This is a genomic window from Pseudomonas sp. NyZ201, from assembly GCF_049860765.1.
GTDB lineage: Bacteria > Pseudomonadota > Gammaproteobacteria > Pseudomonadales > Pseudomonadaceae > Aquipseudomonas > Aquipseudomonas bharatica.
In genome coordinates, this window is the sequence record NZ_CP187557.1 from 6,013,693 (window position 1) to 6,038,152 (window position 24,460).

General features: G+C 57.7%; 22 protein-coding genes, 1 tRNA gene and 1 pseudogene. 18 read left to right on the forward strand and 6 right to left on the reverse strand.

The window, feature by feature from the left end; translation table 11 throughout:
* The first annotated feature begins 3 nt into the window (after positions 1-3).
* The 15 genes from ACPFMA_RS27045 to ACPFMA_RS27115 all read left to right on the forward strand — a co-directional run bounded on the left by ACPFMA_RS27045 (position 4) and on the right by ACPFMA_RS27115 (position 15,061).
* The gene (locus ACPFMA_RS27045) at positions 4-699 is read left to right on the forward strand and encodes an ABC transporter permease (protein ID WP_009396064.1); all 696 of its coding nucleotides are present in this window, start codon (positions 4-6) and stop codon (positions 697-699) included.
* On the forward strand, positions 696-1,385 hold the full coding sequence (locus ACPFMA_RS27050; protein WP_064302641.1) for an ABC transporter permease: 690 nt from the start codon (positions 696-698) through the stop codon (positions 1,383-1,385). Before ACPFMA_RS27045 ends, ACPFMA_RS27050 begins: the two co-directional genes overlap by 4 nt.
* Positions 1,386-1,484: 99 nt before the next feature.
* Positions 1,485-2,729 (forward strand): methyltransferase, encoded by a 1,245-nt coding sequence (locus ACPFMA_RS27055; RefSeq protein ID WP_425929288.1) that lies wholly within the window; start codon positions 1,485-1,487, stop codon positions 2,727-2,729.
* A 581-nt stretch (positions 2,730-3,310) separates the two neighbouring features.
* Positions 3,311-3,386: transfer RNA gene (locus ACPFMA_RS27060), tRNA-Thr, on the forward strand.
* A gap of 163 nt (positions 3,387-3,549) precedes the next feature.
* Positions 3,550-4,869 (forward strand): tyrosine-type recombinase/integrase, encoded by a 1,320-nt coding sequence (locus tag ACPFMA_RS27065; protein WP_425929290.1) that lies wholly within the window; start codon positions 3,550-3,552, stop codon positions 4,867-4,869.
* Positions 4,870-5,799: 930 nt separating this feature from the next.
* Positions 5,800-6,780, forward strand: coding sequence for an integrase domain-containing protein (locus ACPFMA_RS27070; protein ID WP_425929292.1), 981 nt, complete (start codon positions 5,800-5,802; stop codon positions 6,778-6,780).
* The gene (locus ACPFMA_RS27075; RefSeq protein ID WP_070087140.1) at positions 6,777-7,052 is read left to right on the forward strand and encodes a hypothetical protein; all 276 of its coding nucleotides are present in this window, start codon (positions 6,777-6,779) and stop codon (positions 7,050-7,052) included. The genes ACPFMA_RS27070 and ACPFMA_RS27075 overlap by 4 nt, the downstream gene beginning before the upstream one ends.
* A gap of 183 nt (positions 7,053-7,235) precedes the next feature.
* Entirely contained in the window at positions 7,236-8,321 is a 1,086-nt protein-coding gene (locus tag ACPFMA_RS27080; protein WP_070087139.1) for a nucleoid-associated protein, read from the forward strand.
* A 2-nt stretch (positions 8,322-8,323) separates the two neighbouring features.
* Positions 8,324-9,796 (forward strand): hypothetical protein, encoded by a 1,473-nt coding sequence (locus ACPFMA_RS27085; protein WP_425929295.1) that lies wholly within the window; start codon positions 8,324-8,326, stop codon positions 9,794-9,796.
* Positions 9,797-9,881: 85 nt separating this feature from the next.
* A complete protein-coding gene (locus ACPFMA_RS27090; protein WP_425929297.1) occupies positions 9,882-11,462 on the forward strand; it encodes a hypothetical protein in 1,581 nt (526 codons plus the stop codon).
* Between the two features lie 425 nt (positions 11,463-11,887).
* Positions 11,888-12,370: a hypothetical protein gene (locus ACPFMA_RS27095; RefSeq protein ID WP_425929299.1), complete on the forward strand. Its 483-nt coding sequence runs from the start codon at positions 11,888-11,890 to the stop codon at positions 12,368-12,370.
* A 240-nt stretch (positions 12,371-12,610) separates the two neighbouring features.
* Entirely contained in the window at positions 12,611-13,177 is a 567-nt protein-coding gene (locus ACPFMA_RS27100; RefSeq protein ID WP_425929300.1) for a DUF6036 family nucleotidyltransferase, read from the forward strand.
* A gap of 7 nt (positions 13,178-13,184) precedes the next feature.
* Positions 13,185-13,802: a hypothetical protein gene (locus ACPFMA_RS27105; RefSeq protein ID WP_425929302.1), complete on the forward strand. Its 618-nt coding sequence runs from the start codon at positions 13,185-13,187 to the stop codon at positions 13,800-13,802.
* A gap of 158 nt (positions 13,803-13,960) precedes the next feature.
* The gene (locus ACPFMA_RS27110; RefSeq protein ID WP_425929304.1) at positions 13,961-14,650 is read left to right on the forward strand and encodes a DUF421 domain-containing protein; all 690 of its coding nucleotides are present in this window, start codon (positions 13,961-13,963) and stop codon (positions 14,648-14,650) included.
* 90 nt (positions 14,651-14,740) lie between these two features.
* Complete coding sequence (locus ACPFMA_RS27115) at positions 14,741-15,061, forward strand: helix-turn-helix domain-containing protein (RefSeq protein WP_064302682.1); 321 nt, start codon at positions 14,741-14,743, stop codon at positions 15,059-15,061.
* On the opposite strand, the pseudogene ACPFMA_RS27120 reads toward ACPFMA_RS27115, so the two are convergent.
* Positions 15,058-15,406: pseudogene (locus ACPFMA_RS27120) on the reverse strand (type II toxin-antitoxin system RelE/ParE family toxin). The gene ACPFMA_RS27115 and the pseudogene ACPFMA_RS27120 overlap by 4 nt on opposite strands.
* A gap of 283 nt (positions 15,407-15,689) precedes the next feature.
* Here ACPFMA_RS27120 and ACPFMA_RS27125 point away from each other — a divergent pair.
* A complete protein-coding gene (locus ACPFMA_RS27125; protein ID WP_064303822.1) occupies positions 15,690-16,661 on the forward strand; it encodes a DNA topoisomerase IB in 972 nt (323 codons plus the stop codon).
* Positions 16,662-16,680: 19 nt separating this feature from the next.
* Here ACPFMA_RS27125 and ACPFMA_RS27130 read toward each other — a convergent pair whose 3' ends face one another.
* Positions 16,681-16,995, reverse strand: coding sequence for a DUF3077 domain-containing protein (locus ACPFMA_RS27130; protein WP_009396051.1), 315 nt, complete (start codon positions 16,993-16,995; stop codon positions 16,681-16,683).
* A gap of 539 nt (positions 16,996-17,534) precedes the next feature.
* Here ACPFMA_RS27130 and ACPFMA_RS27135 point away from each other — a divergent pair.
* Positions 17,535-18,656: a Fic family protein gene (locus ACPFMA_RS27135; protein ID WP_425929307.1), complete on the forward strand. Its 1,122-nt coding sequence runs from the start codon at positions 17,535-17,537 to the stop codon at positions 18,654-18,656.
* A gap of 54 nt (positions 18,657-18,710) precedes the next feature.
* Here ACPFMA_RS27135 and ACPFMA_RS27140 read toward each other — a convergent pair whose 3' ends face one another.
* The 4 genes from ACPFMA_RS27140 to ACPFMA_RS27155 all read right to left on the reverse strand — a co-directional run bounded on the left by ACPFMA_RS27140 (position 18,711) and on the right by ACPFMA_RS27155 (position 23,225).
* Positions 18,711-20,000, reverse strand: a complete 1,290-nt coding sequence (locus tag ACPFMA_RS27140) for a hypothetical protein (RefSeq protein ID WP_425929309.1) — start codon at positions 19,998-20,000, stop codon at positions 18,711-18,713.
* A 19-nt stretch (positions 20,001-20,019) separates the two neighbouring features.
* Entirely contained in the window at positions 20,020-20,409 is a 390-nt protein-coding gene (locus ACPFMA_RS27145) for a nuclear transport factor 2 family protein (protein ID WP_064303818.1), read from the reverse strand.
* 65 nt (positions 20,410-20,474) lie between these two features.
* Positions 20,475-21,776 carry an NAD(P)/FAD-dependent oxidoreductase gene (locus ACPFMA_RS27150; protein WP_425929311.1) on the reverse strand — a complete coding sequence of 434 codons (1,302 nt, stop codon included), beginning with the start codon at positions 21,774-21,776 and terminating at the stop codon, positions 20,475-20,477.
* Between the two features lie 33 nt (positions 21,777-21,809).
* On the reverse strand, positions 21,810-23,225 hold the full coding sequence (locus ACPFMA_RS27155) for an APC family permease (protein WP_420058798.1): 1,416 nt from the start codon (positions 23,223-23,225) through the stop codon (positions 21,810-21,812).
* 227 nt (positions 23,226-23,452) lie between these two features.
* Between ACPFMA_RS27155 and feaR the strand changes: the two genes are divergently transcribed.
* Positions 23,453-24,391 (forward strand): transcriptional regulator FeaR, encoded by a 939-nt coding sequence (gene feaR / locus ACPFMA_RS27160; RefSeq protein ID WP_064303815.1) that lies wholly within the window; start codon positions 23,453-23,455, stop codon positions 24,389-24,391.
* Positions 24,392-24,460: the final 69 nt, after the last annotated feature.

Here is a 24,460-nt window from a genome sequence, read left to right on the forward strand (position 1 = left end):
CCCATGAATATTGATCTACACGGATTCGGTCCGGCGCTGGCCGCTGGCACGCTGATGACCGTCAAGCTGGCGCTCGCGGCACTTTGCCTGGGCCTGGTGCTCGGCCTGCTTGGCGCCCTGGCCAAGACTTCGCCGTTCAAAGCGCTGCGCTGGATCGGCGGCACCTACTCGACCATCGTTCGCGGCGTGCCGGAACTGCTCTGGGTACTCTTCATCTATTTCGGTTCGGTCACCCTGATGAGCAAGCTGGGCGACCTGATCGGCGTTCCCGGCCTGGAACTCAGCGCCTTCGCCGCCGGCGTCATTGCCCTCGGCCTGTGCTTCGGCGCCTATGCCACGGAAGTGTTCCGCGGCGCGCTGCTCGCCATTCCCAAAGGGCACCGTGAAGCCGGCATGGCCCTGGGCCTGTCCAAGGGCCGGATCTTCTCGCGGCTGGTCCTCCCGCAAATGTGGCGTATCGCCCTGCCCGGCCTGGGCAACCTGTTCATGATCCTGATGAAGGACACTGCGCTGGTGTCGGTGATCGGCCTGGAAGAAATCATGCGCCAGGCGCAGAACGGCGTGACCACCACCAAGGAGCCCTTCACCTTCTACGCGGTTGCCGCCTTCATCTACCTGGGGCTGACCATCGTTGCCATGACCGGCATGCACTTCCTGGAAAAACGTGCCGGTCGCGGCTTTGCGAGGGCCAACTCATGAATTGGGAAGTCATCATCAAATGGCTGCCGCGTCTGGCCCAGGGCGCCACGCTGACCCTGGAACTGCTGGCCATCGCGGTCATCCTCGGCCTGATCGTCGCCATCCCGCTGGGTATCGCCCGCTCCTCGCAACGCTGGTACGTGCGGGCACTGCCGTATGGCTACATCTTCTTCTTCCGCGGAACGCCATTGCTGGTGCAGCTGTTCCTGGTCTACTACGGCCTGGCGCAGTTCGACGCGGTGCGCAGCAGCTCGCTGTGGCCCTACCTGCGTGACCCGTTCTGGTGTACCGCACTGACCATGACCCTGCACACCGCCGCCTACATCGCCGAGATCCTGCGCGGCTCGCTGCAGGCCATCCCGCGGGGCGAGATCGAAGCGGCGCGGGCGCTGGGCATGTCCCGGGCCACTGCGATGATCCACATCCTCCTGCCGCGCGCCGCACGCATCGGCCTGCCGGCGTACAGCAACGAAGTGATCCTGATGCTCAAGGCCAGCGCCCTGGCCAGCACCGTCACCCTGCTGGACATCACCGGCATGGCCCGCACGATCATCGCCCGGACCTACATGCCGGTGGAGATCTTCTTCGCGGCAGGCGTGTTCTACCTGGTGATCTCGTTCGTCCTGGTGCAGGCGTTCAAGCTGCTGGAGCGCTGGCTGCGCGTGGATGCCGCGCACGGTCGCTGATATCAAGGTCCCCGCTCCCCCAATCGTGGGAGCGGGTTCACCCGCGATTGGTCGTGCCTGCCCACCACACCTCTTCAAAAACACCCTGGCCTCAGTCCCATGTCCCACCTGGAAAACACCCAACTCCTCCCCCGCTTCCAGGCCCTGGACCAATTCCTCCGGGAACACCGCAATCTCTGGCACCCGCGCCCCTTCACCAGCCTGCAACTCCCCTGGGAGATTGATCACCCGGACCTGTCCGACTGGCTGCGCAACCAATCCCTGGACCACGCTGAATCCGTCCACAACGACCCTTGCAGCGTCCCGGCCCCAGCGCCTTATCCACAACTGGCCGCCCGCGCCCGCGAACTGGCAGCACTGGATGACTTATCCACAGTTCCCTTGCCGCCAGCCAACCCGCGCCTGAACGTCGATGTCCCCGGCCGCAAATGGCAGCAGATCGAAGCCTTTGCCGCCCACCTCGACTTTGCCCGGCGTCCTGTGCACTGGCTGGACTGGTGTTCCGGCAAAGGCCACCTCGGCCGCCGCCTGCTGGGCACCGGGCAACAGCTGGCCTGCCTCGAATACGATCCGGCCCTGGTTGCCGCAGGAGAGCACCTCAGCCAGCACCACCACCTTCCGGCCGAGCACCGTTTGCAGGACGTAATGGCCGCCAGCACCGCCGAGCACATCACCGCCGCCCACACACCGGTGGCCTTGCATGCGTGCGGCGACCTTCATGTCCGCCTGATCCAGCTCGCCGCGGCCAAGGGCTGCGCACAACTGGCCATCGCCCCCTGCTGCTACAACCGCACCGCGGGCCCGCACTACCAAGCGTTATCCACAGCCGCTCGCGCTTCGACCCTTCAACTGGACCTCGACGACCTCGGCCTGCCGCTCAGCGAAACCGTCACCGCGGGCAACCGCATCCGCCGCCAGCGTGATCAATCGATGGCCTGGCGCCTCGGCTTCGACCTGCTGCAACGGCAACTGCGCAACAGTGACGACTACCTCCCCACACCATCGCTGCCCAGTGCCTGGCTGCAAAAGCCCTTCGCCGAGTACTGCCAGCACCTCGCCGCGCTCAAGGGCATTTCCATAAAAGAGGGGACCGACTGGCCCGCACTCGAAGCTGCCGGTTGGCAACGCCTGGCCCAGATCCGCAACCTCGAACTGCTGCGCAACCTCTTCCGCCGCCCGCTGGAGCTATGGCTGGTGCTGGATCGTGCGCTCTACCTGCACGAACAGGGCTACAACGTCCGGCTCGGCACCTTCTGCCCACACTCGCTCACCCCCCGCAACCTCATGCTGCTGGCCGAACAACCTGTGGATAAGTCTGTGAGCAACTTCACGGTTTCCGCTTGATAGCACGCCGGGTTTAAGCGCAAACCCGAACTGCGCGATTTTTCCGACCCGGCCAAACACCTGAGAAAACAGCCGTTTGCGCCGGCGTCAATGCGGCGGTGTAGCGCAGCTGCATGGAAAGCAAGGAGTTGATGTGGTTTGTGCATAAGCGTTAAAGCGAATTAGGCGGGGGTTATTCAGATCGGGTTGGGCGGGAGGCCACCTGGCGCAGGCTGCGGTGTCGCGTAAAGCACAGTTCCAAGCCCGACGCGGACACTGTGGGAGCAACTGTCTTACTTAATGTCCAAAAACTGGCGCGTTCCCTGTGGGAGCTGGCTTGCCAACGAGTGCAATGCCGAATCCCCCACCAAGACCCCGCCAAGCCAGCGCCCCGCTTGACCCGAGCCCAACCTCCACAACCACCACAAACCAGGTAGGAGCGAGGCCCGCGAAGGACCGCAAAGCGGTCCCCAAACCCAACACCACCCGCACTGGAAACACCCAACCCAAAACGCCAAAAGCCCCGATCTACGGGGCTTCTATCAGGATTTCGAGGAAGTGGTTTACAGAACCAAACCGATCGCTATAATAGCGCGCCTACTGCCGGTATAGCTCAGATGGTAGAGCAACTGACTTGTAATCAGTAGGTCCCGGGTTCGATTCCTGGTGCCGGCACCATTCAAGGTTCCATAGAAAGCTTTCAAAATCTCTGGAACCCCCGAAAAACCCGCCTTCTGGCGGGTTTTTTCGTTTTGGCGTTCCGTCGGATTCCGAGGGTAGCCAGCGCTAATAAGGGTAGTTTTAAAGATAGAGGTCCGTTTCGATATCGGAGACTACCCTTATGGCCCGCACCACTGCCCCGCTTACAGACACCGCCTGTCGCACGGCAAAGCCCAGAGAGCGCGAGTACAAGCTCTTCGACGGTGACGGTCTTTACCTGCTTGTGCAACCCAACGGCCGCAAAGGTTGGCGGCTCAGGTACGTGAAACCGGATGGCCGCGAAGGCCTGACCGCCCTCGGTAGCTACCCGGTGGTCGGGCTGGGCGACGCACGCCGCAAGCGCTTCGAGATCAAGCAGCAGCTCGCCAACGGCATAGATCCCATCCAGTACAAGCAACAAACCAAGACCCAAGCCGTGATCAACGGCCGCACCTTTGAAAGCGTTGCGCTCGACTGGCACGCCAACATGGTGCCGAAGTGGGCGCCCGGCCACGCCAAGACAGTACTCAGCCGATTGAAAACTCACGTATTCCCTTTGATCGGCGCCAGAGCAATCGTTGAGTTGGACACCCACGACCTCATGCAGCCACTGGAAGCCGTGACGAGGCGCGGCACCATCGACGTGGCGCTCAGGGTCAAGAACTACCTGCAAAGCATCATGCGCGAGGCCAAACGGCTGCGACTGATCACGGCGAACCCGGCTCACGATCTCGATGGCTCGATCAAAACGCCACGGGTTACACATCGACCCGCACTACCCTTATCGCGGTTGCCTGAGCTACAGGCGCGTATCGACGGCTACAAAGGTCGTCCACTCACACGCCTTACCGTGATGCTATCGCTGCACGTGTTCGTACGCTCCAGTGAGCTGCGCTTCGCACGTTGGAACGAGTTCGACCTCAAGCGGGGAATCTGGGAGATCCCCGACACCCGCCCGGCGCTGGACGGCGTGCCGTTTTCCACAAGGGGTACAAAGATGGCCGGGGACATCCACGTTGTACCCTTATCACCGCAAGCAGTGGCTTTGCTTGAGCAGATCCACGCGATCACCGGCAAGTTCGACCTGGTGTTCGCGGGAGATGCCAAGCCGTGGAAACCGATGTCCGAAAATACGGTGAATGCCGCGCTCAGGACGATGGGCTACGACACCAAGGTGGATATCTGCGGCCACGGGTTCCGAGCCATGGCGTGCAGTGCGCTGGTCGAGTCCGGGCTGTGGTCGGAGACGGCTATCGAGCGGCAGATGAGTCACAAGGAACGCAACAACGTACGGGCCGCTTATACCCACAAGGCCGAGTTCCTAGAAGAGCGCCGGATGATCATGACCTGGTGGAGCCGGTTTCTGGAGGCGAACCGCGAGGACCATGTAACGCCGTATGAGTTTGCCAAACAGACGGGCGAGAACGTCACACGCCTGCGCAGTGCCAAGAGGACCGAGTAACCCGCCGCACCACCACCTCAACTCGCTGTGAAGTTACCCACAGCACCGCATGAAGCTCCTCCGCGCGGGTCCATTCAAACGGGGCTGCAAAGCCGCCCCGTTTGAATGGACCATACCTAAGAAAAAAACTGCTGGCACAGCTTACGTCTGTGGAAAACCACTGATGTCCACCGGGGGATAGTTTTATCCACAGACGCTAAATACCTGAAATCGCTTTGCTTGACGAATATTGTCCACAGGCGTAGACCGGGAGTTGCAAGCGCTGTCGATGACAGCACCCCAGGTGACCCGAACCTTAAAGGTCACGCCGCTCCCGTGGTGGTTCTGCCCAAGGGCGATTCGCATCCGGCAGCTCGCCCGGTCACTACCCATGTGATGGATGCTCTTACACATATAGCGCTTGTGCGCCAGATACACCGTACCTCGCTGCCCTGCAGCAACCTATCCGCTTGGCCGAATACTGCGCCAACCTGTGCCCGTCTCTTTTCCTGAAAAGAGACGGGCACTTCTACCACTGCCGCAGCCCTGATCGCACAAGGCTTTGCGGCATTCCCCCTCGTGACAATCGGCGTGACAAACGCCGATGTCACCAGCAACAGCCATGCAGATGATGGTGCCGCAGACCAAGGAATGGACTGCACCTGACTGACAGTCAGGCATGCCCCGGTCATCGCATTGCTTCTTGCACCTGGCTCAGGATCTCGCGGCACTGGTCTCGTCAGCCAATGCAGCCTCCACCCCGCCCACCGGTAACGGTGCTCAGGAGGCCAGATTATGAGATGCCCTTGCTCCCGGACGTAAGGAGCCGCCAGTCCCGCGTAGCGGACATTCCCCACAGGTCGCAGGGGCCTTGATCCCTGATAACACTCAACATTCTTGGCGGGATGACGTGGGGCGAGGATCGGAGACCAGGCGATGAGGTGATTCGACATGGCATTGGTGGGTAGACGCGATGGCTGTAATTTCGGCTACGGCAGGCAATTGAGATACGCAGGGCCGCAGGCGCTGAAAGACATGTTCGGCGGCGGCCACTACGGCACGGTGAAGGCTCACTGTGATCGGTGGCAGGCATTCGTGGAGTGGTGCCGCTCAGAACAGGGGCCGGGTATCAATGATGCGCGGCAGATTGATCGGAAGGTATTGGCCGACTATGCGGCGTATCTGCGCGACGCGGTTAGGCGCGGTGACCTTGCTGTCAGCACCGCACAAAACCGCCTATCCAGCGTTAACAGGACTATGGCAGCGCTTCGCGGTGATCAGTACGTGACATTGCCCAGCCCGAGCAAGGCGCTGGGTATGCAGCGCACCGGGGTTCGACATTTAGTGCCTCAGGGCCAAGACCGCGATCATGTTAAGCAGATAGTCGATGCGCTTCGCAGCCAACATCAGCTACGGGCCGCCGTGATTGTTCTGTTAGCGCGAGCCACTGGCATGCGCTTGCGTGAGGCCATATTGGCTGACCTGCCACGGTTATGTCGTGAGGCTAACGACCAAGGCAGGATCAACATCCAGGATGGCACCAAAGGCGGCCGCGCCGGCGCCTCAGCGCCACGCTGGATTGCGGTGGACGACCATGTTCGAGGTGTCCTTGGGTTTGCACGGCAGGTGTCGTCTGCAGGTAGCCGCAACCTAATTGCACCACACGAAAGCTATCTGAATGTCCTGCAAGAAGTCGTCCGCCCAGCGCGGGACGTCCTGCATGCACACAAGCTCAAAGGCTTCCATGAGCTACGAGCGGCTTACGCATGTGAGCGCTATGAGCAAATCACCCAACACCGAGCCCCCATCAAGGGTGGTCAATGCTACCGGTTGGATCAGCACTTTGATCGCGAGGCTCGAAGGCAAATCAGCTATGAATTGGGGCACGGGCGGGTCGATGTGCTTTCAGCCTACATTGGAGGACGGGCATGAGCAGGTCCTTCGATATGGAACTCTTTTTAGCTGGCGTGCTGACCGGATCGCACACGACACGACGACGCCATTTGCATCAGGCGAAAGTCATGCAAGCTGAAATTGCGAGGCGCTGGCAGCGAGAAACGCCGTGGGCCTGGCATAGAAAGCATGTGGTATGGTTCCTCAAGGACTGCATTGGCCACCGCAGCGAGGCTACTCGGTATTACTACGTGCTAACGGCCAGGTTGCTTGTTCTGCGCCTAGGAACGTCGTGGCTTTTCAAGCTTTGAGCGAGACCTGACCTCAGCAACCACCGGCTGCGTATAGCAAACGTCCGAATTGACTACGATACTAAGGTCGATCAGGGTATCTCAAGCTATGTTTCTGACTCTCAAAAGGTAAAAAAGGTTGATTACAATGGAGCGCCCTGCTTTCATGGCATTTTGCCACCCAGCCATGGAAAGGAACTCCAATTGAGAAACCGTAACAGTGTCCTTACACAAACTCAGAGAAACGAACTCGTAGTTGAAAATTTCATATATCACATTTTAAAATCGAGCGAGGCCGAGCCTGAGTATCTTGACGAGGTAGTTCTTTCAAGCGAATCCCAACGGCAATTTTTCAAAAAGATAATTGCTGAAACCGGTCAAGGCACTCAGTATACGTTTGTCGACAAAGCGACATCTCATCTTGTCGCTTCTTGTGAAGCCATCATTCAAAACCCCGATGACAGTTTTATTGATCACTCCAAGGAAATTGCTAGGCTTTTTTTGAGCCAGCATACCGGTCAAACTGCAGACGGCGTACTGATTGTCGCACGAGTCACAATTATAAATGGACTCGAACGCCAATCATTAATAGCACTTATAAAATTAGACTACTCAACAGTCCTAAGACAGCAGAGGGATTCTGAACAGTCAACAAAAGTTCGTCTTGAAGAAATCATAGAAGCGCTTTCGGAACAGGTCGCCGCCGTTCAGAAAAAAGCTCTAATTCAACTTGGAGAAAATTTTTCGTGGGACGTACTTGCTATAGAGAGAAAAAAATCAGGCGCAGTTCTGGATACCGAAGACGCAATCACCGACTACTTTAAACGTTTTCTTGGCGTGCAACTAAGAAAGAACGATTCCGCAATAACTAAACAAGTAGTTGTAGAATGCCACAGATGGGCAAAATCTTACGATGGCAGTTTAGATGGAAAAACCCCAGCAGACATTCGCCACTCAGTAATCACGTTGCTTGATGCATTTTCGGATGGGGAACTATCTTACACTGAACTTAGGGATCGCGTCTGCTGTCACTCTGACAATGCTCAGGCTGAAAGAATGTCAGCCAGCTTCGACGCACACATGGATGAAGTAGGTCTTGGCGGTGTAGTTTTTTCACCTAAAGCTGGATCCATTCCAAACAAGGATAGGAAAGGCGAATGGCTCACAGATGCTGGAATTAAAATCATCTGGCAGGGCGAGAGAAATCCTAATATTCTGGATAAAAAGAAACAGGCTGATGGATCATTCATAATCACCATCAAGGCTAGCACTATCGAAGAGAGAGATTAGAAATGCCTCTTGACCTTGATCTGACTTGTGATTTACTCACACGCCTTGGAAAGCGCGAGGGTTCAACGTACTCCGAAAATACGTTCGCTGCGACCTGCTCCGGCAGCATGAACGATCATGTTCGTAAAGATCTAGCATCATTAGCTAAGCTGGTCAACGGTTCAAACTTAGAGTCTATTCGGTTAAAACTTGAGGGATTTGATGAATCATGGGACGAAGTAGACTTCTCATCCTCACAACTTTGTGAATGGTCAATAACGGTTACCGACAAGAAGAAGCTATTAGAGGCCGCATCGGCAATAAGCATAGATTTAGATGCAATGCTATTCCTCAGCTTAGACTATTTTTTAAAAACTTGGCTTCCAGACGTATCGGGCATGATTGGCGGCGATCTTGACACCGCATTTAAAACAGAGCGTCCTCTAAAAATATTTCTTCATGGGTTAAAAGCACCATTCGGCGGACCGAAGGTGGCCATAATCCCAACTAGGAGCTACGAGGAGCCTCTACCTATTGAATGGCTGGCCTCTACAAAACTTCCTCAACTAGATAAAATATTGAAGCAAGTTCACTTTGTTACTGGCAGTGCCGTGATGGTATCTCCCGAAAAGTTCTTCTTGACTTGGGGCGAAAAAAACCCAGAGATATCATTATATTTTGACAGGGCCTTTGCCACCTATGCTTTAATTTCGCTATCTCAAGAATTTTATGGCTGGGATAAAATTGTCTTAAAAGGTAAACGAAAGCTTGAGATTCCAGCGATCGAAAAGCAGCCAGGCAATATAACAAATAATGAGATAGACGCATTAACTAAGTGCGTAGAGTGGTGCTATGCCGAAAGCGACGAAGAAACAAGAATTTTATTAGTTGTAGACAGGCTAAGCTTAGACATAAAGGATGGCGAATCGCTAACCAAGGCTATCCACTTAATCGCACCGTCATTTATCGAAGCAAAGTCAAGATATAAGTATGTTGTTCTTGATAGAAAAAAAGACTACACAAAAGAACTTTCTGACATACAAAAAGACTTGTCTGGCGTGGTAGACAAATTTGTGACTGCAAGCAATCAGTTTGTTGGTAGTCTATTAACCGACGTACTGGCTCTGGCGTTTGTATTAACTGCCGGAGTAGTGTCGCGAAGATTCATTGCGGAAGATGCTCTCAGAAGCCCTGAAGCCGTGATCTTGTTCAGATCCTTTGCTGTGTATTTAGCTGTAGCTGTATCTTTGAGAATCTGGGGCGCCATTGCAGTAAGCTTAATATCCACAAAACTCTTCACTGACTGGAAGAGCATTGTCAGATCGCATATGTCGGCTAATGAACTCCAAGCAATGATCGACAACTCATTATTTCCAGTAAAAGTTAATTTTTGGGCCTCATGCATCGTCATCGTAGCAATTTATGTAGTTATGGCTCTGGCTTGCTGGAACGCTGAGCTTACTCTTAACTTATTTGGCGTATTAGAGCGAAGTTAGTACTTCTCGCATTACTACAAGGCACTCTCGCAGAGCAGAGCCATGCTACTTCACACATATTATTTCTCCCACTAATGATCCCAGCATGAACTCTCGCGACGACTTTACTGAAGCCACCAAAATTAAACTTCTAGCTCTTGCCGCAAACCTTTGTTCTAGATGCCGGGTGATGACTGTAGGCCCTACTCACTCCGGAGATCAGCGTAACAGTATCGGCGTGGCTGCTCACATTTGTGGCGCGGCTTCTGGTCCCGGCTCTAAACGGTATGATCCCAATCAAACAACAGAGCAAAGAAAGCATTATGACAATGGAATTTGGCTTTGCTACTCTTGCTCCAAGCTCATAGATAATGAAGAAACCTTCCATGATGCCAATCGCCTTAAAACGATGAAAGCCAATCACTTAGCTTACGCATCTACATTGGTCGGCGTTGCTCTTATGGCACCATTCGAAGTAAAAAATGAAATTCGGGCAGGCATAATTGAAGCTACGCTAGCTCTTTGTGGCAGTGGTGCTGGAAAATTAGATTTGACTGCCGTTTTGGAGGGATATGAAGACCATTTAAAATCAATTGACCCAAATTACGAAGTTGAAATAACAACAACAAATCGAAAAGTGAGATACGACATAACCGCTAAAGAAGGGTTTGTTCCAAGTATTTCTATTATCCCTAGCGCCGAAACTCGGTCGTTACTTTTTGAAAAATTCGAAAACCTCCGACTCACAGGTGAGGACATAGTCATACCGTCAGAAGGCATTGACTTCGTTGGCATAGACATCTTCCAAGAGTTGAAAAAAACAAACCCTAAATCTGTAATAATACTCAAGTCAAAAAAACACAAAATTGAAAGCGAACTATTTCTGGAGTCCGACAAAGGGATTTTCTCCCTAGGCTCCTTTCAATCATTATTGAAGGGAGGCAAACGAGTTCAAGACTATTCAGGCCGCGCCTTAAACGGTTTATTTCAGTACAACTTCATAGTCGACCTAGAAAATGAAAAAGGAACAATGGAGTTTGGTAGCACGATAGCGTCTTGGATTGGCAAGAAGTTATTAGACATCAAACATTTGCCTAAACTTTTAAAAGCTCATAAATTTCTAGAACAGACTAGCAGCTATAAATTTACAGTTGAGTGCGAAATTGGAAATACGACACTTAAAATTCCGAAGGGCATTCAGAATCAACCCGAGAACGTATTATATTTTTTTAGAAGAAATATAAAAGCGCTTTACCTTTTAAATGAGATATCGAAAACCCTTCCCATCAAAGTCTCTATAATCAGCCCAGTTACCACTGATAACTCCATCGAGATAGCAGATTTTTCTTTGCTGCTAGCCTCTAAGCCACAGCCGGAACGTTTAGAACCTGGCACGCTTTTGTTTAATTCTCGACTAGATGAGCTCCCTACTCCACTTGCTATTGATCTATGGTGTCAGCGAGAAAATCTCTATCTTTCAGTAACTGAACAATACAATAGGACCTCTGACCTTTACGGCAATTTGATATCTTTTCCACGCTGGAACTTTGGCTTTGAAAATTTCACCCCCGTGCTTTACAGCTCCATAGATGAGAATGACCGAAACTATATCTTTGTCAATATTTACTCTAACGAAAACACCACTGTAGCATTCGGCTTGGAGAACGGTAACTTTGAATTACTTTAGCGCTCTAACTAGCCCGTTATACGACCCTGCGAAGTAGTAATTATTGACACCGAGCATTAGCTATGCAACTCATCATAAGAAATAGTTAAAATCCTGCACGATCTATCATCTAAGACGGTTGACCTGCACTGGATAGTCGCGCCCAACCAATTCACATATTAAATAATTCTAGCTTTCGGTCCAGTTTTGCGCTCCCTAATCAGGAATGGATTGTAGCGATCATATCGAAAATCTAGCAGCGCTCCAATGACTGACTGAGAGAGAGCAAAAGGATATTTTTAGAGATAGCGGATTTAAATTCAAAACTAAAATTCATATAAACCATACAGTTATGACTAATTTCGACTCCTGGTGCGCCATACGCAGTACTCAAAAGGCTCACCGAAAGGTGGGCCTTTTTTGTTTTTGCTGTTGAGAAGACTCAGATGGTGAACCCTTCCAGCCTTGCGCAAGACGTTGTGCTTTCAGCTATGACGTTCTCAAACGCGTTCCGGCAGCGCCCTCCGCAAGAGTTTGCGTTCGGCCTGTTTTCCAGGTTTCCCACGGCTTGCTGTGAGCTCGCGAGTTTGCTGCTGGCGTGGTTTCTGTCTGAAGAACATGAGGGCATCACCATCGAGGTGGTGACTGGCGAGTTAAAAGAAGATTTGAGGCAACGGCACATCTGGCTGAGGCTCGATGGGCACAACCTAGATATCACTGCTGACCAGTTCGATGCAGCGCTCCCTCATGTGCTCATCACCCAAGCCGGAGGGTGGCACGAGAGATACTTCGGGATTCGCACAGAGCCATTCCAAAGAGGCTTCTATGAAGACTACGGGGATGATTGTAGGCAGGACATCATCGACGACTATAGGGCACTGGTCCATATGACACGACAAAAGGGGAATGATTTATTTCCTGAGAAATAGGACGGAGAAATAAATCAGTCCCATTTCTGAGTTCACCATTTCTGTCCTCCCCCTATTCAACAAAAACAATCTCTCGTTTATAAATTCGACTTCTGCGGCCGCACCAAGGTGGCAAGCCCCGCTAATGGGGACTTATCGTTTCCGACGCCCCGCCAGACATCTTTACTCTCAAACCTTCAACAACCACCCAGCCCTTGGTCGACTAAAATCGACGCACCTCCGTCGCAGGGCTCCACGATCATGCTTCACCTCCAAACCCCTCTATCCCAGGCGATCCAACGTCTCTTCGAGCGAGCCGTACCCCTTGTCGAAGGCATGGCCCCCGGCACACTGAAGATCTACGTCTTCGGCGGCTGTGCGCTGCACATACTGACGAACGCCCGAGGCAGTGCCGACGTGGATGCGGAAATACAAGCCACTGAGCGTTTGCTCAGAGAGGAAGTAAAAGCGCGGTTCCAGGCACCCGAGGACTACGAAGACGATGGGCAGGATCTGTCTGTCGTTTTCGACCAAGGCTTCAATAACTCACTATGCCCCCTTCATGAGGACTATGACCAGCGCGCAATCCCCCTACCCGGTCAGGAAGGCTCTTCGATGCAGGTGTTCATCGCGAGCCCGTACGATCTGGCCATCTCCAAACTGGGGCGCTTTACCGATCGCGATCAGGAAGACATCCTGACACTTATCCGTAGCCTGAAGCTTGATCTCGAAACCTTTGATAGGCTTGCCAGAGAAGCCATCGACTACTACCCCTGCGACAAGACGACGGTGATCAGTTATTTGAAGGTCATTCTCGACGGAGCCTGAGAGCGAGATGAAACGTGCTGAAGCGACCAAGGTAACAAGACAGCCTCACGGGAAAGACCGGCCTGTCCCTGCCAAAGGCAAACGCGCTGCATGCGTCGCCGACACCGGTAAAGCCTCGGTCCAGCCCCCCAAGCCAGCAGTACCCATGATGGAAAGCGCCCCTAAGGGGGACAAATTCCATCATCTCGTGGTCGCTGCGACAAAGGGCTCGCTGGAGCGACTTCCAAAAGATGCAGCCTCTCAGTTCGCCTATGCGTTTTGGTATGAAAACGATGCCATGTGCGAGTCCGTCGAAAAAAGGCTGAACACGCCCGGTCTGCCCCAAGTCCGGAAACGCCGGCTTATGTATCTGGTTGACCGGCTACGCCGCTTCCCCTGCCTGACACCTGAACAAGCCTCCAGAATGAAGGACTTCGTTTCCCGCTGGAGCAAACTCTCACAGGATGTCAGCCGCAAGGTTTCGAAAAGAGCCGCAGCCACCAACCCTTATGACAAGCTCGCGGCTACCTGGGGACTGGAAGAGAAGGTAAGCCATGTCATGAACATGGTTCTTGAGCTTCAAACCCGACACTTCGTCGATGAGCATAATTTACCGAGCGGGTACTCCAAGCTGGAAAAGCATTAGTCCTGCTTGTCTGGGCACCTATCCAGCAACACGGTGCCTGCACCTATCTGAATAGCCAGCGTCTGCCACTCGACAGCCCACCCCTTAGGCCCTTCCACTTGAACTAATCGACCACGCCCAGGGCTAACTCAGTATCCACAGCCTCTCAGCCCAGAAAAATGACCGCTTTCGACTGGCCCCGCATGCTCCTCGACGACCACCCCCTGCCCTTCCTCGGCGAAGTAATGGTCCGCACCCTGCTGGCCTACGCAGTGGTGTTCATCTTCCTCAAGGTCGCCGGCCGCCGTGGCGTGAAGCAGCTGTCCCTATTCGAACTGGTGGTAATCCTGACCCTGGGCTCGGCCGCCGGCGATGTGACCTTCTATCACGACGTGCCGATCCTGCCGGTGCTGATGGTGTTCGTCGCCATGGGCATCGCCTACCGACTCACTACCCGCCTGTTGAGTCGCTATCACCGCCTGCAATGCTGGTTGGAAGGCGAGCCTTTCATCCTGATCCGGGACGGACGCTTCGAACTGGAGACATTGAACAAGGGCAATATCGCTCACGACGAATTCCTCATGGAACTGCGCCAGGGCGGCGTGGAACACCTGGGCCAGGTGCGCCTGGGAATCGTCGAGATCAACGGCGGCGTCAGCCTGTATTTCTACGAAAAGGACGAAACCCGCCCCGGCTTGCCTGTTCTGCCGCCGAGCTTGAAGGCCGTGCATCGTCAGCCCAAGCACGACGGCTTGCATGCCTGCTTCCATTGCGGGGAGTTGGCGACGCTGCAAGCAGGCCAGAACCTCCCATGTCCTCGCTGCTCAGATCAGTGCTGGGTGCAGGCGTTGAGCAATGCTAGAGCCTGAAGAAGCCCAAACGCCAGAGCGCTTTGACAACCTGCTCCTTGGCGGATAACCTTTTATCTTAAATTTTAGATAATTCAGGTGGGCCGCCCAATGGCGCTTCAATTCCACGAAAGTCCTTTCCACGTCACTCATGACGAAAAAACGGCCAGCAAAATGGCCTTGAAGATGGACCTGTCGATCTTCATCACTGACTGCATCAAAAAAATGGGCCTCAAGCAGAGTGAGGCCGCAACCAGGCTAAACGTGACCCAGTCTCGTGTATCCGAACTGGCCAATGGCAAAATCGAGAAATTCACGCTGGACGCCATGATGGACATGCTCGACAAGCTCGGATTCCGAACCAGCTTCACCGGCCCTGATGACGCGGGGTCCTCCCCTCGAATCATCATCGCCCAAGCCCAGAACAGCTAAACCTTGAAGCCCATGTTTCTGAGCTCCTGCTTGAGTTCCTTCATCCGGTCCTCAGCAACCTGCATTGCATGACGGTCGGATCGGTTCGTGGTCTTCACGAACGAATGCAGCACAACCACCATTTCAGCGTACTTCGCAACGTACACGCACCTGTTGTGCGGGGCTGCCATTGATGATTAGCTCAATTACCCCTGCGCCTACTGAGGCCAAGGACTTGATCGGCAGCTCGGGGTCCTGCCCATACTGAATGCGCCGCAGATCCTTGCCGAACTCGTCCTGTATGTCTTCGGGGAGGTCCTTGTACTCACGCTCGGCAGCAGCGCTTACAAAAGCAAACTTTCTCAAAGTGACGCCTCGGGGCAGTTGCTGGGGTGCGGCTCCATTATTGAAAACCTGCCGAATAGCCTAGGTCAGGCCATATCTGCCAGACCCGCCAAATCGTCACGAGATGTCACCTGACTCAACGCCAGAAAATCCCGGAACTTAATCCCCCTCCAACCGGGCTAACTGAGTACCGACACCGCGATTGTCCCGGACCTGCAAGCGAGCCCCCAAAGTGAGCGAATCCCCCCTCCTCCCCGCCGGCCTTCACTACGTCGATGACACCACCCCCGGCCTTACCCGCCGCATGTTCCGTGGCAAGTTCGCCTACTTCACCCCTGCCGGCGAGCGCGTGCGTGCGGCTGAGGAGATTGCCCGGATCAACGCGCTGGCCATCCCGCCGGCCTACACCAACGTCTGGATCTGCCCCGACCCCGACGGCCATCTGCAGGCGACCGGCCGCGATGCCCGGGGCCGCAAGCAGTATCGCTACCACCCGCGCTGGCGCGAGATCCGCGATGCCGACAAGTACGGCAGCCTGCTGGCCTTCGGCAAGGCCTTGCCCAAGCTGCGCGCTACCCTGCAACGCCACCTGGCCCGCCCCGAGCACAGCCGCGAGAAGGTGATGGCGACCGTTATCCATCTGCTCGACGAAACCCTGATCCGCATCGGCAACGCCCGCTATGCCGAGCAGAATCGTTCCTACGGCCTGACCACCCTGCGCAACCGCCATGTCGAGGTGAGCGGCAGTACCATCCGTTTCCATTTCCGTGGCAAGAGCGGCATCGAGCATGAGGTGAGCGTCAACGACCGACGCCTGGCGCGCATCATCAAGAGCTGCCTGGAGCTTCCCGGCCAGCAGCTGTTCCAATACCTGGACGACAACGGCGAGCGCCATAGCGTGACGTCGAGCGATATCAATCGTTATTTGCAGGAGCTGACCGGTGCCGAGTTCACCGCCAAGCATTACCGCACCTGGGCCGGCAGCGCCCTGGCCCTGACCCTGTTGCGCGAGTTGGAGTGGCAGCCGGAAAGTGCTGCGAAGAAGCATGTGGTGGCAATCATCAAGGAAGTGGCGGCGGAACTGCGCAATACTCCGGCCGTATGCCGCAAGTGCTATATCCACCCGGCGGTGATCGAGGCCTTCCACGCAGGCGAACTGGCGAACCTGCGCATGGCTGCGCCCCGCAAGGGCCTGCGGGCCGAAGAAAGCCTGCTGATGCGCTTCCTGGAAAAGCTGACCGCCAAGGAAGCTTCAGAAAAGCCCACCGAGGGGTGAGCCTTCCCGTATCGCGCGGCTAGGCGCTAACCCTCAGCCGCCCCATTTCGATCCCGTCGATCACCGCATCCACCAGGCCCTTGGCCATTTCCGCCGAGTACAGCGACGAGAAGAGCAGCCCGTTCTTGGGCACGTCTTCGGCGAATTCGGTGAGTTGCTGGAGGGTGTCGTAGATCCCTTTCATCAACAAGGATGCATGGACCAGGGCGTCTTCCGTGTCGATTTCCGCACGGACAGTGAACATCGGGGTATGACCGGCCTTGCAGTGCCCGAAGGCGACCATGGCGGTTTTGCCGAAGATGGCGTGGGGTGGGTCTGGAACGATCTTGTTCATGGTGAAGCTCCCTACTGTGGTTCGATTCGCCACCCGCTTGCGACCAAACAATAGGGTGGCAACTGTACGCAGGTTGGTCGACCGGACACAGTAGGAACCCGGCAGGGCCGAAGCCCTCCTACGCACAGCTGCCATAACACGGCATTGCCCGCGTTGAAAAACGCGAGCAAAGGGAAAGTCAGGCATCTGCACGACTACTGTGAAAATCCAGGCGACCAAACCTGGGCCGCCTAACCGCAGCGACCGCGAAAGCCTACATTTCATACCGGGATCAGGCAAGGGCAGCCAACGCATACCCTGTGGGAGCGGGTTTACCCGCGATTGCTATTGTGAACCCACTACCGTAATCGCGGGTAAACCCGCTCCCACAGGATATGCGTCGTGCCCTGGAACTGTTGTTCGCGCGACAGCGCAGCCTGAAAGGCAGGGCGTCCCACACTGATCGCATCGGCACTTGCCATCCTCTGTGAGCCGAATAGACTACTTATTCGGCTCACCAAATGAGCCGATTAGCCCTCCTATTCGGCTCAGAGGCAAACATGGCCCCTACCTGGATCTGGCAACACCCCCAATGGCCAGGCTTCACCTGGCAAGCAGATCAACTCACCGACCTGCTGCGCCAATGCGTCTATCACCAGGGCCTTCTCCTGGGCAAGATGGGCTCGGTAGACGACGAGCAAAGCCGCCAGAGCATGCTCGACGCCCTCCTGCAAAACATCCTCACCTCCTCCGCCATCGAAGGTGAAGCCCTCAACGCTGGTTCGGTGCGCTCCTCTCTTGCGCGACGCCTCGGTGTAGACGAGCCCGGGCCGACCACCGCCCGCAGCGAGGGCCTGGCGGAACTCATGCTCGACGCCATCGACCATGCCGATCAGCCCTTGACGCTGGAGCGCTTGCTGAATTGGCACGAATTGCTTTTCCCGAACCCCGGGAATCCTCTGGCACACCGCCCTATGCACATCGGCAGCCTGCGCGGCGACGAGCCCATGCAGGTTGTCTCAGGCCGCCTGGACCGCCCCACCGTGCATTTCGAGGCACCACCGCGCTTCGGTCTCGAGGAGCAACTGGCAACCTTCATCGACTGGTTCAACACCGACTCGAACACCCTCGACCCGCTGCTGCGCGCCGGCATCGCCCACCTGTGGTTCGTCACCCTGCATCCCTTCGACGACGGCAATGGCCGCCTGACGCGAGCACTTACCGACCTGGCGCTAGCCCACGGTGACCAGCAGGCGATCCGCTTCTACGCCATGTCGGCGAGCATTCTCGAACACCGCCCAGGCTACTACCGCATCCTCGAGCAAACCCAGAAGGGCACGCTGGATATCAGCAAGTGGCTGGTGTGGTTTCTGCAGATCCTCCTGGATTCGATAGGCCAGGCGCTGGGCACCATCGATCGGGTACTGCACAAAACCAGATTCTGGCAGGCGCACCGCGCAACGCCGCTGTCCGCCGAACAGTTGAAGGTGATCAACCGGCTTCTGGACGGTGGCGCCAGGGGCTTCGAAGCCGGGATCAACGCGGCGCAGTACCAGGCGGTGGCCAAGGTGAGCAAGGCCACCGCGACCCGGCATCTGGTAGATCTGCTGGAAAAGGGTGTGCTGGAGAAACTGCCGGGCGGAGGTCGGAGCACACGCTATCGGATAGCCGGGGAAGGCTGATCAACCGGGTACACGAACTTGTAGGCGCTGGCTTGTCGGTCTCAAAGGCTGGACTCAGAACCCGAAAACCAGCAACAACTGTCCGTATAGGTTCCCACCTGCCGTCCCCAGCTGACTCCCCCCCGCCTCGGCACTGGGCGTCGGCTTGTAATACCCCACCAACGGCAACACGCTCCAATGCTCGTCGATCGCCCATTCGGCATACACATCCAGCTCCTGCGCATCTCGATTGCCCAGGCTGCGGTCGATCGTGTCGAAGTCGTAGAACAGCGCGCCGATCTTCACGCTGTCGCTGACCGATGCCTTCACGCCAAGGTGGTGCACCCGGGTGTTGCTGTTGAACGGCCCGGCATAGTTGGACGCGACCTCGCCCTGGAACCAGGTCCCCAGCGCCCGGCCGTTGCCGTAGAACAGCGGGTCGTAGCCCTCCGAGAAGCGGCTGTAGCGGTAGTTGACGGCAGGCTTGCCGGGCAGTTGCGAGAAGGTCCAGCCCGCTTCCAGGTACCAGGCGCTTTCCTGGCTGCCGGATTTACGCTCCCAGGCATGCTCCCCGGCCAGGAACAGCTCGCTGACCCCGACATTGCCCTGTGCGCGAACGCTGTACAGCTTCATGCCCTTGCGCTCGGGATAGAGAATGTCGGCCAGTTGCTGGTCGGTATCGCTGACCTTGATCGCGGTGAGCCCGACGGTGCCGGCCTCGGCCACATGCTCCAGGGTTGCCACGGATAACTCGGGGCTGGCCTGGGCCGGGTTGTCGGACTTGAGCCACATCAGGTCGCCGCGCCAGCCCTGCTGCCCGCCCCAGCGCAGGATGGCCGTCTGGTCGAAGGCCTTGCGCCCGGTCAGGTAGTAGGCGCCGCCGCGATTGGTTTCGCCATCCAGCAGGCCCTTGCCAATGTTCAGCGCGTCGCCGGAAATCAGGAAGCCGTCCCCGACCACCACGTTCTGCCGGCCCCCGGACACCTCCAGCGACTCGCCGCGCCACCCGAGGTAGGCGTTCTCGATCTTGGTGGTGCGCTCGTCACCCACCGTCCAGCCCGCCGCATCGCCGTCGCCGAAGCTGGCACTGCTGACCCAGTCGAGCCCACCGAAGACCTCGCCCGTGGCGATCCCCCGTCGCTTGAATTCAAGCCCGTATTGCAGCGTGGCCTCCTGCCAATCGACACTGCCGGCCTCGCGCACACCGGTTTGTGCATAACTTTCCCGGCTGTGGAAAACCCCGACAGCGCCCTGCACCTTGGCGGACAGTTCGGTATCGGCGTCCTCGTACAGTGTCACCGCACCCGCCATGGGCGACAGCGCCAGCAGCAGCGGCAGGGATGCTTGTAGTTGTTGTTTGCGCATCGTCAGCCCCCAGGAAAGGTCAGGCAGGAATTTCGCCTTCGGCGTACATGTCGGCGACCACACGCCACTCGCCCTCGACCAGGCGCCAGACGAACAGGCTCTTCATCGAAAACGCCTCGCCTTCCAGCGGCAGCACGCGCCAGGTCACCCAGGTGTAGGCGGCGCTTTCGCCCAGCCCGGTGACACGGTCGATACGGATCGAGGCACCACGCGAGTCATTGACCAGCGCAGCCAGCAGTTCTTCCAGTTGCGCGGTACCGTGGTACAGCGCGTCGCTGCCGGCGCCGGTGATTTCGGTGTGCTCCGTGTACAGCTCGCGGACGATGGCATTGCCGTCGCGGCGTTCCCACAGGTGTTGCAGCAGGTCGAGACGGGCTTGCAGGGCATTTCTCAAGGCGACAGCAGGCATATTCGAATCCTCTCGGTCGAAGTGGGGGCTCCCTTGTGGGAGCGGTCGGAAGAAAACGTCGGCGGTCAGCGACGGCCGTTGCGGTAGCCGGCGAGCTGGTGGCTGACCTTGCCAAAGGTGCAGATCAGGTTGCGCAGGCTGTCCTTGCCGGGAATGCGCGTACGCGGGATCGCACGCATCACGTCCCAATGCCGCGAGCCGCTGGTCATGCCGTCTGCCACCACCTGGCTGATGACATGGCTCGGGGTCACGCCGAAGCCCGAGTAGCCCTGGACGAAGTAGGCGTTGGGGCGTCCGGGCAGGGTGCCGATCTGCGGAAACAGGTTGGCCGTGCACTCCATCGGCCCGCCCCAGGCCAGGTCGATGCGGACCGGTTCCAGGTAGGGGAACACCTTGAGCATCAACTGTCGGTTCCACTCCTTGAGGTCGTTGGGGATGTACTCCAGCAACCGCGTGGCCGAGCCGAACAGCAGGCGGTTCTCGTTGGTTACCCGGTAATACTCGATGACCGGCCGGATATCGCTGAACGCCCCGCGGATCGGGCTGATCTGCTGGATCAGTGCCTCCGGCAGCGGCTCGGTGACCAACTGGAAGGCATAGGTGTTGATCATGCTTTTGTGCAGCTCCGGCTCCAGGCGATCGAGGAAGGCGCCGCAGGACCAGAGGATCTTCCTTGCCCGAACCGACCCCTTGGCCGTACGGATATGGATGCTGTCGCCGTAGGTGACCTCAAGCACCGGGGTGTTCTCGTAGATCCGTCCGCCCAGCCCCACCAGCGCCTTGGCCGAGCCCAGCAGCATGTTCAGCGAATGCAGGTGGCCGTTGCCCATGTGCTTCAGGGCACAGGTGTAGGCGTCCGAGCCGACGATGCTGCGCACTTCGCTGCCTTCCAGGTAGGCAATGTCATGGTTGGGGCTGAGTTGCTTGAACTCCTTTTCCCAGGCTTGCAACAGCTTCCCCTGACGCTTGTTGAAGCCGAGATAGCCGTAGCCGTGACGGAAGTCGGCGTCGATGCCGTACTTGGCAATGCGTGACTGGATAATGCTCGACCCCAGGTCGCTGATCTCGAACACCGCCTGCAAGCCCTCGTCGCCGACGCTCTTGCGGATCTTCTCCAGATCGTGGCCGATGCCGGCCATGATGTGTCCGCCGTTGCGCCCCGAGCCGCCGAAGCCCAGGTAACGCGCCTCTAGCACGACGACATCGGTGACACCCCGCTCGGCCAGTTCCAGGGCGGTGTTGATCCCGGAAAAGCCGCCGCCGATCACTACGACTTCGGCGTCCAGATCCTCCTCCAGATCGGGAAACTTCAGGTCATATTTGCGGGTTGCGGTGTAGTAGGTGGTAGGAGTTTCGACGGACAGCATGGGTTCACCTTGTTCTTGTCATGCAGCAAAGGGTTATCGGGACATCGCACCCTGGCCGGCCTGGCGATCCTGCAGGCGGCGAATGGCGTAGAGCACCAGCGAGAGCAGCAGCACACCGATGCCGGTGGCCACTTCCTTGAGCCCGCCATAGCCGGCCAACTCGGCGGAGGCGGTGCCGACCACCACCACGACGCCGGTGAACAGGCTGAGCACCCAGGCCAGCGGGATCCAGCCACGGCCCAGGCGCACGGGTCGCGGCAGGTCCGGAGCGTCGTGGCGCAGCAGGATGAAGCCGGAAAGCGCAAAGAAGATCGCCACCAGGTAGCCGATATTGGCCGTGACCAGCATGGCCAGCGGTGACGACAGCAGGAAGATCATCGCCAGATTGAGCACCACCGCCACGCTCATGCAGCGCCCCGGCACCTGGTGCTTGTTGAGGGTACCGAGCTGACGGATGGTCAGGCCTTCCAGGGCCATGCCGTAGAGGGCGCGGGAGCCGTCGGCCAGGGCCGCATTGAGGCCCATGAACAAGCCGACCAGCAGGGCGACGATGAAGAAGTCGCTGAAGCCGCTGCCGACCACGGCATTGAAGGCATCGATGTAGAAACCGCTGGGGTTGGCCAGGGCGGTTTCCCGGTCCACCAGCCCGCCGAGGCCGAAAGCGACGGCGGCGAACACCAGCACGGTATAGGTGCCGGAGGTCAGCAGGGCCAGGCGCATATCGCGCTGGCTGCGATACTCGGGGCCGAAGGCCGCGCACATCTCGGTGCCGTAGGCGCTCCAGCTGACCAGGAACAGCCAGACCAGCGCAGTGCGCCAGAAACCCCAGTCCAGCATCAGCGGCTCGTCCAGCGCGTGGCGGAAACGCTCGAAGCTCCAGCCGTCGCCGAATACCGGCGACACCGCCAGCACCAGGATCGGCACCAGCAACAGCGCGCCCATGTACCTGGACACCGACGCCGCCATATGTACGCCGAGGCGGTTGAACTGCCAGAACACCAGCAGCAGGCCGGCACCGATCAGTTGCGCCAGGCCGACACTGAGCGGGCCGAAGCTGTAGCTCCAGGTCTGGCTGGCGAACCACTGCGCCTGGATCAGCGCACCGGCACTGACGCTGACGATCGACAGCACCGCCGACCAGCCCAGCCAGTAGCCGAAAGAGGCCAGCGGGCCGACCAGGGTGCAGCGCCGGCGCCAGCCTTCGGTGGCGATCATGGCGATGCCGCCGGGTTTGTCCGGGAACATCGCCGTGACTTCAAGGAAGATCCAGTTCTGGCAGGCGCCGATGGCTGCCGAACCGACCCACAGCGCCAGGGCGCCCAGCGGGCCAAGAACGCCGAGGGCGAAGCCGAAGGACGCGAAAATGGAGCCGGACACCGCCATCGACAGGGCGAAGGCGTCGGTCCAGCGCAAGGTTTGCTGCAAATGCTGGCTGTTGTTGTTATTCATGACCGATTACGCAGTGACGGAAGATGAGCCCCGATTAAAGGCCCTTCGCCGCGTTGCCACCACTGCTCACAGCGCCAGACGCTTGGCTTGCCGTGCCAGCGGTCGTGGCGCGCGGCAGCCGGCTTGCCAAAACAATTAACATGTTAGTAAATGTGAAAAAGCTTCGGCGCCAGCCCGGACGGCGCACCACAAGAAAAACACCGGTTCCAGCCGGCCCGAGGTGAAGCATGAATCTGCAGCACGCCAATCTGTTCCAGGGGCGCGAGGGTTTCGAGGTCTGGCACGGTGATCTTGCCAGCAGCTGCGGGACCTTTCACGTCGAACCGCCCGCGGCCCCCATCAACCGCTTCCGCGGTGCGGTGACAGCGCTGGACAGCCAGCGCAGCCACATCGAAGGTGCGCGCATCACCAGCAACTGCTCCCACGTGCACCGCTCACTGCGGGATATCCGCGGCGACGACAAGGACTTCTTCTACCTGGTGATGCAACTGAGCGGCGAAGCACTGATCCGTCACTGCGACCAGGAAACCCGCCTGGGCCGTGGCGACCTGGTGCTGCTGGACGTGGCGCGCCCCAGCGACTTCTACTTTCGCGGGCTGAGCGACCAGGTCTCGGTGATCCTGCCGCGCGCCGAGGTATTGCAGCGCTTCAGGGAACCACGCCTGCGCCTGAACCAGCGCATCGACGCCAGGTCGGCAATCGGTGGCATGAGCGCGATGCTGATGAGCCAACTGATGGACAACCGCGACCTGGCCAGCACCGAGGCGGAAGCGGTGCTGGACGCCATCCTAGCCCTGCTGCGTCCGGTGCTGGCGCCGCGCCAGGACGCGCCGCTCATTGCACCGCCACCGGCATTGATGACCAAGGCCAAGGCCGTGATCGAACGGCATCTGGCCGATGAAAGCCTCAGCCCGGAACGCATCGCCACGGCGGCGGGAACCTCGGTGCGCAATCTGCACCGGCTATTCGCCCAGCACGAGACCAGCGTCGGCCGCTACATCCTCGAACGGCGGCTGAGCCGCTGCGCGCAGGCGATCCTGCAGAGCGAGGTGAAGATCACCCATATCGCGCTGAGCTGGGGATTCAAGGACCTGAGTCACTTTTCCCGGGCGTTCAAGAGTGCGTTCGGGGTGTCGCCGAGTGAGTACCGGGGGCGGCGGGGGTAGAAGGACGTAACCGCTGCGGTCGGTGAGGCCCTGTGGGAGCTGGCTTGCCTGCGATGGACCGCGCAGCGG